This window comes from Stenotrophomonas sp. 10L48 (assembly GCF_056395105.1).
This window is the reverse complement of record NZ_JBFTIX010000009.1, coordinates 1-13,124: the sequence shown is the minus strand read 5'-3', so window position 1 is coordinate 13,124 and position 13,124 is coordinate 1. Positions and strand designations below refer to the sequence as shown.

9 protein-coding genes are annotated in these 13,124 nt (G+C 67.1%); 6 read left to right on the top strand and 3 right to left on the bottom strand.

What is annotated here, in order from left to right:
* Positions 1-5: 5 nt before the first annotated feature.
* Positions 6-3,386 (top strand): ATP-binding protein, encoded by a 3,381-nt coding sequence (locus AC1DCU_RS15820; protein WP_032978542.1) that lies wholly within the window; start codon positions 6-8, stop codon positions 3,384-3,386.
* 92 nt (positions 3,387-3,478) lie between these two features.
* Here the strand turns inward: AC1DCU_RS15820 and AC1DCU_RS15815 are convergent, their stop codons facing one another.
* The gene (locus AC1DCU_RS15815) at positions 3,479-4,258 is read right to left on the bottom strand and encodes a sulfite exporter TauE/SafE family protein (RefSeq protein WP_025875666.1); all 780 of its coding nucleotides are present in this window, start codon (positions 4,256-4,258) and stop codon (positions 3,479-3,481) included.
* A gap of 72 nt (positions 4,259-4,330) precedes the next feature.
* Between AC1DCU_RS15815 and AC1DCU_RS15810 the strand changes: the two genes are divergently transcribed.
* Positions 4,331-4,723, top strand: a complete 393-nt coding sequence (locus AC1DCU_RS15810) for a YchJ family metal-binding protein (protein WP_032978546.1) — start codon at positions 4,331-4,333, stop codon at positions 4,721-4,723.
* On the opposite strand, the gene AC1DCU_RS15805 is transcribed toward AC1DCU_RS15810, so the two are convergent.
* Entirely contained in the window at positions 4,705-6,006 is a 1,302-nt protein-coding gene (locus tag AC1DCU_RS15805; RefSeq protein ID WP_032978589.1) for a GGDEF domain-containing protein, read from the bottom strand. The two genes, AC1DCU_RS15810 and AC1DCU_RS15805, sit on opposite strands and share 19 nt — an antisense overlap.
* A 146-nt stretch (positions 6,007-6,152) precedes the next feature.
* Between AC1DCU_RS15805 and egtB the strand changes: the two genes are divergently transcribed.
* From egtB to AC1DCU_RS15785, 4 genes are all read left to right on the top strand, one after another.
* The gene (gene egtB, locus AC1DCU_RS15800; RefSeq protein ID WP_032978548.1) at positions 6,153-7,424 is read left to right on the top strand and encodes an ergothioneine biosynthesis protein EgtB; all 1,272 of its coding nucleotides are present in this window, start codon (positions 6,153-6,155) and stop codon (positions 7,422-7,424) included.
* A complete protein-coding gene (gene egtD, locus AC1DCU_RS15795; protein WP_279208634.1) occupies positions 7,421-8,398 on the top strand; it encodes an L-histidine N(alpha)-methyltransferase in 978 nt (325 codons plus the stop codon). The genes egtB and egtD overlap by 4 nt, the downstream gene beginning before the upstream one ends.
* Before the next feature lie 137 nt (positions 8,399-8,535).
* A complete protein-coding gene (locus tag AC1DCU_RS15790) occupies positions 8,536-10,671 on the top strand; it encodes a lytic murein transglycosylase (RefSeq protein WP_442252195.1) in 2,136 nt (711 codons plus the stop codon).
* A gap of 30 nt (positions 10,672-10,701) precedes the next feature.
* Positions 10,702-11,262, top strand: a complete 561-nt coding sequence (locus AC1DCU_RS15785) for a DUF2628 domain-containing protein (RefSeq protein ID WP_099786369.1) — start codon at positions 10,702-10,704, stop codon at positions 11,260-11,262.
* On the opposite strand, the gene AC1DCU_RS15780 is transcribed toward AC1DCU_RS15785, so the two are convergent.
* Positions 11,256-12,446: a benzoate/H(+) symporter BenE family transporter gene (locus AC1DCU_RS15780; RefSeq protein ID WP_442252194.1), complete on the bottom strand. Its 1,191-nt coding sequence runs from the start codon at positions 12,444-12,446 to the stop codon at positions 11,256-11,258. The two genes, AC1DCU_RS15785 and AC1DCU_RS15780, sit on opposite strands and share 7 nt — an antisense overlap.
* Positions 12,447-13,124 lie beyond the last annotated feature (678 nt).

The window sequence follows — 13,124 nt, the reverse complement described above, 5'->3', positions numbered from 1 at the left end:
ACCGCATGGCCATTTCCAAGCACACTCCCGCCCTGTTCAACGAAGGCCTGCCGGACCCGCGCCTGCAGCAGTTCCGCATGCGCCGCCTGCAGGTGCACAACTGGGGCACCTTCAACGGCCTGACCGAAGTGCCGATCGCCGAGCGCGGCTTCCTGTTCGTCGGCCGCTCCGGTTCGGGCAAGTCGACCCTGCTCGATGCCATGTCCGCCCTGCTGACGCCACCGGCCATCGTCGACTTCAACGCCGCAGCGCGTGAAGCCGAACGCAGCGGCCGCGACCGCAACCTGGTGTCCTACGTGCGCGGCGCGTGGGCCGACCAGCAGGACAGTGGCACCGGTGAAATCGCCACCCAGTACCTGCGCAAGGGCGCGACCTGGACCGCGCTGGTGCTGGAGTACCGCGCCGGCGATGGCCGCGTGGTCAGCCTGGTACGCCTGCTCTGGATCGCCGGCAGCAGCACCTCCGCCGGTGACGTGCGCAAGCACTACATGATTGCCGAGCGTCCGTTCGACATCGCCAAGGATCTGGGCGGCTTCGATCTGGACCTGCGCAAGCTCAAGCAGAAGTTGGCCGACGTCCATCACTTCGACACGTTCTCCGGCTATGCCGAACGATTCCGCCACCTGCTCGGCATCGACAACGAGATGGCGCTGCGGCTGCTGCACAAGACGCAGTCGGCGAAGAACCTGGGTGACCTGAACGTCTTCCTGCGCGACTTCATGCTCGACACGCCGAAGACCTTCGACGCTGCCGAACGACTGGTCAGCGATTTCGCCGAACTCGATGGCGCGCACCAGGCCGTGGTCACCGCGCGGCGTCAGGTCGAAACCCTGCAGCCGGCGCGCGAGCACTATGGCGATCTGCAGGCGATGAGTCGCCGTCGCGGCGACGACGAAGCGCTCAAGCTCGGCATCGACAGCTTCCGCGAAAGCCGCCGCCAGTTGCTGATCGAAGCACGCCTGCGCGAGATGGACACGCGCGATCGTGGCCTGCTGGGCGAAGAAGCGCAGCGTCGTGCGGCGCTGGACAACCACACCGAACGACTGGCCGAGCTGGAACTGCAGCGCCGCCAGCAGGGTGGTGAGCGCATCGAGGAACTGGAACGCGAGCAGGGCCGCGCCGAAGCCGAACGTGATCGCCGCCTGGCCAAGCAGGCGCAGGCGCGTGACGCCGCACAGAAGCTGCAGGCCGCGCTGCCCGAGGATGCACATGGCTTCGCCGAGCTGGTCGAGCAGGCGCAATCCGAACTGGAAGACCGTCAGCGTGCGTCGAGCGCCCTGGACGACGCCATCAGCGAACGGTTGGGCGGCAAGCGCGACGACGAGCGGCGCTTCTCCGAAGTGCGTGGCGAACTGGAGGCGATGCAGCGCACACCCTCCAGCATTCCTGCGCCGATGCAGAAGCTGCGCGCACGCCTGGCCGAAGAAACCGGCATCTCCGAAGCGGCCCTGCCGTTCGTCGGCGAACTGATCCAGGTCCGCTCGGAAGAGCAGAGCTGGCAGGGCGCGATCGAGCGCGTGCTCGGTGGTTTCGCGCAATCGCTGCTGGTCGATGACAAGCATTACAACGACGTCGCCGAATGGGTGAACCGCACCCATCTGGGCATGCGTTTCACCTACTACCGCGTGCGTCGCAATGATGATGCGTTCGCCCGCGAACCGTCCGCCAAGTCGCTGCTGCACAAGCTGGAACTGCGTGATCACGTGTTCGAAAGCTGGCTGCGGCGCGAGCTGGGCAAGCGCTTCGACTACGAGTGCGTGGACGCCAAGCAGCTGCGCAACGTCGACCGCGGCATCACCCGCGAAGGCCAGGTCAAGCATCCGGGCGATCGCTTCGAGAAGGACGACCGCAGTGCGGTCAATGATCGCCGCCGCTGGCTGCTGGGCTTCAGCAACCGCGACAAGCTGGCCGTCTTCGAGAAGGAAGCCCAGGAGCTGGCCGCCCGTATCGCCAGCTGCGATACCGACATCGCGCGCCTGCGCAGCCAGCGTGACCGCGACAACGAACGTCGCCTGGCCTGCCACCAGCTGGTCGGCATCAGCTGGAACGAAATCGACGTCGCCGCGCCGCAGCAGCGCCTGGCCGACATCGAGGCCAGCCTGCACGCCCTGCGCGAAGGCAATGCCGACCTGGCCAGGATCGCCCAGCAGATCGACGCCACCCGCGCCGATATCGAGCAGGCCCGCCGCACTTACGAAGACACCCGCGTCGAGCGCGGCCAGCTGGTGCGCGAACGCGACCGCCTGGACCGTGCCCGCCAGCAGAGCCGTGCACTGGTCCTGCCAGCGCTGGCCGAAGACCAGGAAGCCGGCTTGGCCGAGCGCCTGCAGGAGCAGGGCCCGCTCAGCCTGGAAACGCTGGAAGCGCACATGCGCCAGGTCAGCAACGCGCTGAACGAACAGCTCTCGTCTTCGCAGCAGGACGTCAACCGCATCGAGAACCTGCTGCTTGGCTGCTTCCGTCGCTTCATCCAGCAGTGGCCGGAAGAATCGGGCGACTTCACCGTGTCGGTGGCCTCGGCCGAGGATTTCCTCGCTCGCCTCGAACGCCTTGAACGCGATGGCCTGCCGCAGCACGAAGAACGCTTCTTCGACCTGCTGCAGAACCAGAGCAAGAACAACCTGCTCGCGCTGCAGCGTCACAGCGCCGAGGCCCGCAAGTCGATCGGCCAGCGCCTGGACGAAGTCAACGCCAGCCTGGAGCAGGTGCCCTTCAACCGTGGCACCCTGCTGACCATCGAACTGAACGACCGGCGCCTGCCGGAAGTGCAGGAGTTCCACCAGCAGCTGCGCGAGGTGTTGTCGCAGCAGCAGACCGAGCAGCGCGACCTGGCCGAAACGCAGTTCACCGTCCTGCGCCAGCTGGTCAACCGCCTCGGTTCGCAGGAAGGCGAAGACAAGCGCTGGCGCGAAGTGGTGCTGGACGTACGCCTGCACGTGGAGTTCATCGGCGTGGAGCTGGATGTGGAAACGCGCCAGCAGGTCGAGATCTACCGCAGCGGCGCCGGCAAATCCGGTGGCCAGCGGCAGAAGCTGGCCACCACCTGCCTGGCGGCGGCGCTGCGCTACCAGCTCGGCGGCGCCGACAGCCAGCTGCCCAGCTACGCCGCAGTCGTGCTCGACGAAGCCTTCGACAAGGCCGACAACGAGTTCACCGCGCTGGCGATGAACATCTTCGACAACTTCGGTTTCCAGATGGTGGTGGCCACCCCGCTGAAATCGGTGATGACGCTGGAACCGTTCATCGGTGGCGCCTGCTTCGTCGAGATCAGTGGCCGCCACGATTCGGGCGTGCTGCTCATCGAGTACGACGAAGAAGGCAAGCGCCTGAAGCTGCCGGAGCGCAGCCGCCAGCAGGCCGACGAACCGGAAGAAGCCGAAGCCTGACCGCTCTGGAAACGCTGTGCCAACCAAGGTTGGCACCTACCGGGTCATGAATCCCGATAGTGGTGGTGCCGGCCGCTGGCCGGCAACCGCGTTTACGCACTGCGGAACGTATCCCACGCCATCCGCGCGATCAGCACCACCACCAGGCCCACGAACAGTTTGCGGATGAACGGCGTGCCGCCCTTCAGCGCCAACCGCGTGCCCACCACCGAACCGATGATGTTGGCCGCCGCCATCGGCAGCGCGAACAGCCACAGGATGTTGCCGGTCGGTACGAAGAACGAGATCGCCGCCACGTTCGTCGCCAGGTTCACCACCTTCGACGCGGCCGACGCGCGCAGGAAGTCCAGCCCGAAGAAGCGCACGAACAGGAAGATCAGGAAGCTGCCGGTGCCGGGCCCGAAGAAGCCATCGTAGAAGCCGATCGCCGCACCGATCGCCAGCGCGATCACCAGCTCGCGGCGGCCGATGTCCTGCGGCCGGTGCAGCGCGCCGAAGTCCTTCTTCCACAGCGTGTAGGCCAACATCGCCACCAGCAGCACCAGCACCAGTGGCCGCACTGCGTCCTTGGGCAACAGGCTGACCGCCGTAGCGCCAAGGAAGGAGAACACGAAGGCCGTACCGGCGGCGAACAGCACCGGCTTCCACGGGAAGCGCACGTTGCGCGCATAGCGCCATGCCGCTGCGCCGGTGCCGAACATCGAGCTGAACTTGTTGGTGCCAAACAGCATCGCCGGGGTCTGCTGCGGCAGTACCGTGAACAGGCCGGGCAGCTGCACCAGTCCGCCGCCGCCCACGGCCGCATCGACCAGGCCGGCAATGAAGGCGATCACCACCAGCCACCACAACTCAGGAGGAATCAGTTCCAGCACGGCGATCGATCGAAGTGGGGGCGCGACAGCATACGCCTGTCACATTGCCGCCGCCCACGCGACAATACCCGAATGAGCCGAACCGCCCCCGATCCCTGTCCCTGTGGCCTGGCCGCCGACTACGCTGCCTGCTGCGGTCGCTTCCATGCCGGCGACGCCGCGCCGGATGCCGAGCGCCTGATGCGCTCGCGTTACAGCGCCTATGTGCGCCACCTGCCGGACTACCTGCGTGCCACCTGGCACCCGGACACCCGTCCGGCAGAACTGTCGCTCGATGATGCCCCCGGCCAGCGCACCCAATGGCTGGGCCTGACCGTGCAGGACCACCAGGTGACCGGCAGCGACAGTGCCGAGGTCCGCTTCACCGCCCGTTACCGCGTCGGTGGCGGCAGCGCGGTGAAAATGACCGAGCACAGCCGCTTCCTGCGGGTCGAGGGTCGCTGGTACTACCTCGACGCCGTCTGAGCCTGGCTGCCGCGCACGGCCAGCACGCGCTGGCCGCCATGCGCGCACACGCGGTTGCGGCCTTCCTCCTTGGCCGCATACAGCGCCTGGTCGGCCGCTTTGACCACCCCGGCAGGGCGCCGATCGACCCGGCTGTCGGCCAGGCCGATGCTGACGGTTACCTGCACCACCGCACCGCCACCGCCGCGCCCGCGCTGCTGCTGGCCGAGCGTATCGTCGCGGGTGCGCGTGCTGCGGTCGCGCAGTTGCATGCGGCTCTGCTCGATGCCCTGTCGCAGCGCCTCCACCGCGTCCACGCACGCCGATGCCGGGCGGTCGAGGAAAACCACGGCGAATTCCTCGCCGCCATAACGGAACGCACGGCCGCCGTCGCCCACCCGCGACAACCGTGAGGCCACCAGTTTCAGCACGTCATCGCCGGTGTCGTGGCCGTGGGTGTCGTTGAATTTCTTGAAATGATCCACGTCGATCATCGCGATGCTGTAAGTGCCGGTGGCGCGCTTGAGGGTCTCGTTGAACGCACGGCGACCGGGCAGGCCGGTCAGCTCGTCGCCGAAGGCCATGTGGAAGGACTCCTGCAGGGTCGCGCCCAGCATCAGCAGCAGCGCCGCTACGCTCAGCGCCGGCAGCAGTGCCGGCTGCAGGAAGATCCGCGGCAGCATCCACCAAAGGCACAGCAGGGCCAGCAGCATCGCCGTATGCAGCGGCCGCGGCTGGCGCCACGCCTGCCATGCCAGCGCAGCGGTGGCCAGCAGGAACAGCACGGCAGGCAGCTGCGCCAGCGCGTTCCAGTCGCTCGGTATCCAGGGGAAGTGCCGGTTCGACAGCAGGTCGTGCATGCCCCGTGGCTGCTGTACGGCAAGCAGGATGAAGATCGCCACCGCAACACCACTGGTCGTGGCCCTCAGCAGCAGGTCCTGGCGGCGGCGGCCACGTTCGGGCCACAACGCATGGACGGCGAACAGCAACGGCAGCCAGGTCGAGATCGCGTGGAAGCGCAGTGGCGTCAACGCCGTCACCCGGCCCTCGCGCAGGTAGTGCCCAAGGTCCTGGTGCAGCACCGCGAAGGCCAGCGCCACCAGCAGCAACAGGCACAGCGTGCGCACCTGGTTGTACAGCAGCGCCAGCCCTGCACCCAGGCAGGCCAGCAACCACGGCAGGATGCGCTGCCCGGCGCGGCCGACATCATCGCTTTCCAGGCTCGCCCACAGCACCAGCGCGACCAGCACGGCGGGCAGCACGAACAGATAGTGCACAGGCTGTCGAAGCGGATGATGGGACACACGGAATTCCAGCGCGGTCACGACGCGGCCGCAGCACTGCCGTTAGCGGCGCAACGGTGCCCTTCTTGAATGCGCGCAGCCTGATGTGAACACCGCGGCACCGGGCCATGACATCGCGCTCACCAGCCGCGGTCGAAGCTGGTCGCATGGACAGCGTACCCGCCGCCGTCGCTGCCCCGCAGCGTGACCTCGCCCGCCACTTCACCCATGTGCGGGGGCGCAGCGTGCAGCTGGCCGCACCCCTCAGCCCGGAAGACGCCCTGCTGCAGAGCATGGCCGATGCCAGCCCGGCCAAGTGGCACCTGGCCCACACCACCTGGTTCTTCGAACGCTTCGTGCTGGCCAGCCAGCCCGGCTACACACCTTGGGATCCGGCCTGGGACTATCTGTTCAACAGTTACTACAAGAGTCTCGGCCCCGCCCACGCACGGCCTCAGCGCGGGTTGCTGTCGCGGCCCTCGCTGCAGCAGGTCCACGCCTACCGCCAGCATGTGGATGAGCAGGTGCTGGCAGGACTGCGCGATGGCGATCTCGGCAGCGACGCCCTGCAGCACCTGCAGCTGGGGTTGCAGCACGAACAGCAACACCAGGAACTGCTGCTCACCGACATCAAGCACGCCTTCTGGTGCAATCCGCTGCAGCCGCCGTACCGCGAAGACCTGCCCATCGCCGTCAGCGCCCTCGGCACGCAGGGTTGGGTCGAACAGGGCGAGCGCATCGTCAGCATCGGTGCGTCCGCCTGGCCGCAGCACGCAGCCTTCGCCTATGACAATGAATCGCCCGTGCATCGCGTGCTGCTTCCTGCGCATGCCATCGCCGAACGCCCGCTCAGCAACGCCGAGTACCGCGCCTTCATCGACGCCGGCGGCTACCGCGATCCGCGCTGGTGGCTGAGCGAAGGCTGGGCGCTGCGCGAGGCCGAGCAGTGGCAGCATCCGCTGTACTGGGATGACGACCTGCTGCGCGAGTTCACCCTGGGTGGCTGGCGCGAGCTCGATCCGCATGCGCCGGTCTGTCATCTCAGCTACTACGAAGCCGATGCCTGCGCCCGCTGGGCCGGCGCCCGCCTGCCCACCGAATTCGAATGGGAAGCGGCCGCCGCCTCGCAGCCTGTCGAAGGCCACTTCGCCGACGACGACCATCTGCACCCGATGGCAGGGCAGGGCGACGGGCTGCGCCAGTTGTTCGGCGACGTGTGGGAATGGACCAGCAGCGCCTATGGCGCCTATCCCGGCTTCCGTCCCTTCGCCGGCAACCTCGGCGAATACAACGGCAAATTCATGTGTGGCCAGTGGGTCCTGCGCGGTGGCAGCTGCGCCACGCCGCGCGGCCATGTACGGGCCAGCTACCGCAACTTCTTCATGCCACCGGCGCGTTGGCAGTTCTCAGGCCTGCGCCTGGCAAGGGATCTTTCATGAGTACCGTCCAGGATGCGCTGCAGGCGCTGACCGACCTTACCCCCGGCCGCCAGCAGATCCTTGCCGACGCCGTGGCGGGGTTGTCGCACGCCTCTCGCCAGCTGCCTTCCAAGTACTTCTACGACGCGCGCGGCTCGCGCTTGTTCGAGCAGATCACCCACACCCGCGAGTACTACCCCACACGCACCGAACTGGCCCTGCTGGACCGGGTGTTGCCGGAGATCGCGCAGGCGGTGGGTCCGCGCGTGCATGTGGTCGAACTGGGCAGCGGCAGCGGCCGCAAGACCGCGCGCCTGCTGGCTGCCCTGCAGGACCCGGTGGCCTACACACCCATCGAGATCTCGCGCGCGGCGTTGCTGTCCAGCATCGACCATCTGGCCCCGGCGCTGCCGGACGTGGAAATGCTGCCGGTGTGTGCCGACTTCACCCGCCCTGTGCAGGTCCCCGCGCCAGAGCGGCCTGCCGCGCGCCGGCTGCTGTTCTTCCCGGGCTCCACGCTGGGCAACTTCGCCGATGAGGATGCGATCGCGCTGCTGCGCGCAATGCGCCAGACCATGGGCAAGCACGGCCTGGCCCTGGTCGGCATCGATCTGCACAAGGACCCTGCACTGATCGAGGCCGCCTACAACGACGCCGACGGTGTCACCGCCGCCTTCACCCTGAACCTGCTGGCGCGTCTCAACCGCGAGGTCGGCAGCGATTTCGATCTCGACGGCTTCCGTCACCAGGCCCGTTACAGCACCGCGCGCCTGCGCATCGAAACCGATCTGGTGAGCCAACGCGAGCAGGACGTGCATCTCGACGGCCGCACCTTCCACTTCAGCGCTGGCGAACCGATCCGCGTGGAGTACAGCCACAAGTACACCGATGCCAGCTTCGGCCACCTGCTGCAGCAGGCAGGGCTGGAGGTGGCGGCATCCTGGAACGCGGACGATCCCGCCTATGGCCTGCGCCTCCTGCGCCCCTCACCCTAGGCACAGGTAGTACTGGCCGCTGGCCGGCAATCTCGACCAACCTTGCCGCCCCTCCGCGTTACCATGGCTGCAGCACCGGCAACACGGAGGACGCCATGCCCATTCTGACCACGCTCGGCCTGGCCGCCGCGCTTGCCATGCCAGCGGCCGCGCCGCCGGTCGCAGCGGCAACCGCTGATCCCGCGTTTGCCCGCTGCATGGCGGGCCTGCAGGCGACGGCTGCCAGCCAGGGCATTGCCGCTGACCGCTTCAATGCGATCACCGCCGGACTGCAGCCCGACCCTACCGTGCTGCCGCTGCTCGATGCGCAGCCGGAGTTCACCACGCCGATCTGGGACTACCTGGCCGCACTGGTCGATCACCAGCGCGTGGACGACGGTCGCGCCATGCTGCAGCAGCACCGTGAGCTGCTTCAGCGCGTATCGGCGCAGTACGGCGTCGATCCAGTCACCATCGTCGCCGTATGGGGTGTGGAGAGCGACTACGGCCGCGTGTTCGGCAAACGCCCACTGCTGCAGTCGCTGGCTACGCTGTCCTGTGCCGGCCGCCGGCAGCCCTTCTTCCGCGGCGAACTGCTGGCGCTGATCAAGCTCATCGACCAGGGCGACCTGCAGGCGCAGGGCCTGACCGGTTCCTGGGCCGGTGCCTTCGGCCACACCCAGTTCATGCCCAGCACCTACGCACGCATTGCCGTTGATGGTGACGGCGATGGCCGCCGCGATCTGGTCGGCAGCATTCCCGATGCATTGGCTTCCACCGCCAACTATCTGAAGCGTGCCGGCTGGCGAACCGGCGAACCGTGGGGCATGGAAGTCCGTGTCCCGGCCGGATTCAACGCCAGCCAGGCGGGACGCACCCAGCGCCGGTCACTGGCCGACTGGCGCGCACTGGGCGTGACCGGTCTGGACGGCAGCGCGCTGGCGCCGGCTGGCCTGCCCGCTGACGCCCGCGCCGCGCTGTTGCTGCCGGCCGGGACAAAAGGCCCGGCGCTGCTGGTGTTCCGCAATTACGACGCGATCTACAGTTACAACGCGGCCGAGAGCTATGCGTTGGCCATCGCTACCCTGGCCGACCGCCTGCGCGGGGGCAATGGACTGGTCACCGCTTGGCCTACCGATGATCCTGGCCTTGGCCGCGACGAGCGCCGCCAGCTGCAGACCCTGTTGCTGGCGCGCGGCCATGACATCGGTGCCGCCGATGGCATGATCGGTACCGCCAGTCGTCGTGCCATCCAGGTCGAGCAGCGCCGGCTCGGGTGGGCCGACGCCGATGGTCGCGCCGGCCAGCGCATCCTGCGCGCGCTGCAGAGCGAACCGCAGGCGAAGGTTCCGGCCAAGCCCACCCGCTTCAGCCTTCCCACCAACTACAGTGCCGCGCAATCGCCGGCCATCCGGAGTCGATCCAGCGTGCAACAGATAAAGGGTGTCAGCAGCGGCCAGTTCCAGGGACTCGACGCCTGGCTGGTGGAAACTCCCCAGGCCACCGCCGCGATCAGCGTGTTCGGCGGCCAACTCCTCTCGTTCGTGCCCAAGGGCCAGCCCGATGTGATGTGGCTCTCGCCCAAGCGTGCTGCGCTGCCCACGCCGATCCGTGGCGGCAGCCCGGTGTGCTGGCCCTACTTCGGCCGCCAGGGGCAGGGCGACGACGTGCCCGCCCACGGTTTCGTGCGCACCTTGCCCTGGGAACTGCAGCAGGCGCGCCGGCTCGACGATGGCAGCATCGAGCTGACCCTGGCCCCGCCGGCGTTGGACAACCTTGGCCTGCGCCTGACCATGACCGTCCGTGTCGGCCGTGAACTGCGCCAGCAGCTGGTCACCGAGAACACCGGCAAGGCTCCGGCCACCATCACCCAGGCGCTGCACAACTACTTCCGTGTCGGTGACGCCAGCAAGGTCGATGTCGACGGCGTCGACGGCCTGGACTACCTCGACAAGTTCGAGAACTACGCCCAGCCGCGCCGCCAGCAGGGCCCCTGGTCGCTGCGCGATCCGCGTGACCCGGGCCGCAGCGACCGCATCTACACCCAGGCCGGCGGACACTATGTGCTGCGCGACCCGGTGCTCAAGCGCCGCATCGACCTCCGTACCGAAGGCAGCCGCTCGCTGGTGGCATGGAACCCTGGCGCCGAAGGTGCCGCCAGGATGGCCGATGTCGGTGACGGCTGGCGCGACTATGTCTGCCTGGAAGCGGCCAACGCCGGGCCCGATGTGGTCACCGTGGCACCGGGCGGGCGTCATGTTCTGCTTCAGATCCTGTCCAGCGCGCCGCTATAGCGGGCTTCCCCCTTGGCACGGATGGCCAGCATGAGCACCCTCGATCCGCAGACCTCGCCCGGTAGCGAGAATCCCTATCTGGCGCCTGGCGCTGACGCCGATGTAGGCACTGCACTGGAAGATGCCGACTACCTGACGCTGGTGGTCGGGCCCAATGCCGCCGCCTACCGTCGTTTCTGGCATGTGGACAGTGCGCTGCCGAAGCCTCCGCGCCGCTGGAACTGGCCCGCCTTCCTGTTCGGCATCCTGTGGATGGTGCATCGCCGGATGTACCTGGCCGCCATCGGCTTCTACCTGGTCACCACGCTGCTGCCGATCCTGATGCTGCTGGCCGACGCGGGCATACCGCAGATCGCCTTTGGCATGCTGCTCCCGCGTATCGCCCTGGCCATCTTCGCCAACGCCCTGTACCTGCGCCATTGCAGCCGTCTGCTGGCGAGGGTGCAGGCGACCCACGCCGGCCAGCCGAACCGCATCCGCGCCGAGCTGCTTCGCCGTGGTGGCACCCGCGCCTCGGCCGTGGTGGTCTGCCTGGGCCTGATCTACGCGCTGCGTTACATCACCCAGGGCCTCCTGCAGACCTATCACTGAGCCGGCGAACGCGGCCGCAGCACCCACAGGCAGAGCGTTCCGGCGACCAGGCCCCAGAACGCAGAACCGACACCGGCCAGCGTCATGCCCGAGGCGGTCACCAGGAAAGTGACCAGCGCGGCCTCGCGGTCGCGCTCCACTGCCAATGCACTGGCCAGGCTGTTGCCGATGGTGCCGAACAGGGCGATGCCGGCCACACAGGCCACCAGTTCCTTGGGAAAGGCAGCGAACAGGGCCGCTACGGTGGCCCCGAACAGGCCGATGACGATATAGAAGGCGCCGGCCGCCATCGCCGCCGTGTAGCGCCGTGCCGGGTCTTCGTGGGCATCACGGCCCATGCAGATCGCCGCGGTGATGGCGGCCAGGTTCAATGCGTAGGCACCGAAGGGCGCCAGCAGCGTGTTGACCACGCCGATCCAGCCGATCACCGGTGACACCGGCGCGTCGTAGCCGGAGGCGCGCATCACCGCCACACCGGGAATGTTCTGCGACGCCATGGTGACCACGAACAGGGGCAGGGCGATGCCGACCATCGCCGTCCACGATAGCGAGGGAGTGACCCATTGCGGTACCGCCAGTTGCAGGTGCACCTGCTGTGCATGCAGCAGACCCTGGCTGGCAGCGATACCGATGCCGACCAGCAGGGTGGCGATAACCGCATAGCGGGGGAACAGGCGGCGGCCCAGCAGCCACGTAGCGAACATGGCCAATGCCAGCACGCGCTGGATGTTCATCGCCACGAACACGTCCAGCCCGAAGCGCAGCAGTACACCGGCCAGCATGCCGGCGGCCAGGGCCATGGGCACGCGTTTCATCAGCCGGGCGAACACTCCCGAGAAGCCGGCGAGCATGCCCAGCACTGCCGCAAGCAGGAACGCACCGGTGGCCTCGGACAGAGAGGCGCCACCCGCACCGACGACCAGCATCGCCGCCCCAGGCGTCGACCATGCGGTGACCACCGGCACCCGGTAGCGCAGTGACAGGCCGATGCAGGTCACGCCCATGCCCAGCCCCAGCGCCCACATCCACGAGGCGATGTGGGCCTGGTCGGCACCCACGGCCTGCGCGGCCTGGAACACGATCACCGCCGAGCTGGCGAAGCCGACTAGCACGGTGATAAAGCCGGCGACGATCGCCGGCATCGAAAGATCGCGCCACCATCCCTGTCGTACCGTCGTGTCCATCGTCCTCCTTCCTGTATGCATCCCACTATAGATAGCGCCTGCGGCGTTGACCGCGCAACGCGCGGGCAACGCCGCCGTGATCGTTGCACGCCCGTTGTGCATGCAGCAGCCGATGCGTTGTCATGCTCCTGAAAAAAATGTGTTGACGAATTCTGCAGGATCTCTAGAATTCGCTCCCTTGCTGCAGCGCGGCGACTTCTTCGGAAGCCAGCAACGCGAACAGCAACGCCACCACCGCCGGACGAGATCATCGAACGAAGGTGTTGACGGACTCGAAAAGTCCGGCATAATAGGCGGCTCGCAACGACGAAAGGCCTTCGGGTCCAACGACGAAGCAGCATCGGCAACAACGTCCACTTCGGTGAGACGGCCTTGAAAAAAGGTGTTGACGAAGCGGAAAAGCCGGCTATAATGGGCGGCTCGCTACGAAGGAAACTTCGCAGCACACGGGAATGGCGCTGAGGCCACTTCCCCCGATCTTTGAAAGTATGCGCAGGTATCTTGTGAAGGCGCCTGCAGGAAGGATGAWTGTCCATCTTGCAGACGTTTGATCAAGCAACTATTAATTGTTTTAAAGCAAGCGATACGTTGCCAGAATCATTCATCTGCAGCTTTAAATTTTTGTCTTCGGACAATGCAGTTTTAAGTGAAGAGTTTGATCCTGGCTCAGAGTGAACG

What these genes read in the sequence shown, in the direction of transcription:
- AC1DCU_RS15790 (WP_442252195.1), top strand. Translation starts at nt 8,536, where the DNA reads ATGCCAGCGGCCGCGCCGCCGGTCGCAGCGGCAACCGCTGATCCCGCG.
- egtB (WP_032978548.1), top strand. Translation starts at nt 6,153, where the DNA reads ATGGACAGCGTACCCGCCGCCGTCGCTGCCCCGCAGCGTGACCTCGCC.
- egtD (WP_279208634.1), top strand. Translation starts at nt 7,421, where the DNA reads ATGAGTACCGTCCAGGATGCGCTGCAGGCGCTGACCGACCTTACCCCC.
- AC1DCU_RS15780 (WP_442252194.1), bottom strand. Translation starts at nt 12,446, where the DNA reads ATGGACACGACGGTACGACAGGGATGGTGGCGCGATCTTTCGATGCCG.
- AC1DCU_RS15785 (WP_099786369.1), top strand. Translation starts at nt 10,702, where the DNA reads ATGAGCACCCTCGATCCGCAGACCTCGCCCGGTAGCGAGAATCCCTAT.
- AC1DCU_RS15820 (WP_032978542.1), top strand. Translation starts at nt 6, where the DNA reads ATGGCCATTTCCAAGCACACTCCCGCCCTGTTCAACGAAGGCCTGCCG.
- AC1DCU_RS15810 (WP_032978546.1), top strand. Translation starts at nt 4,331, where the DNA reads ATGAGCCGAACCGCCCCCGATCCCTGTCCCTGTGGCCTGGCCGCCGAC.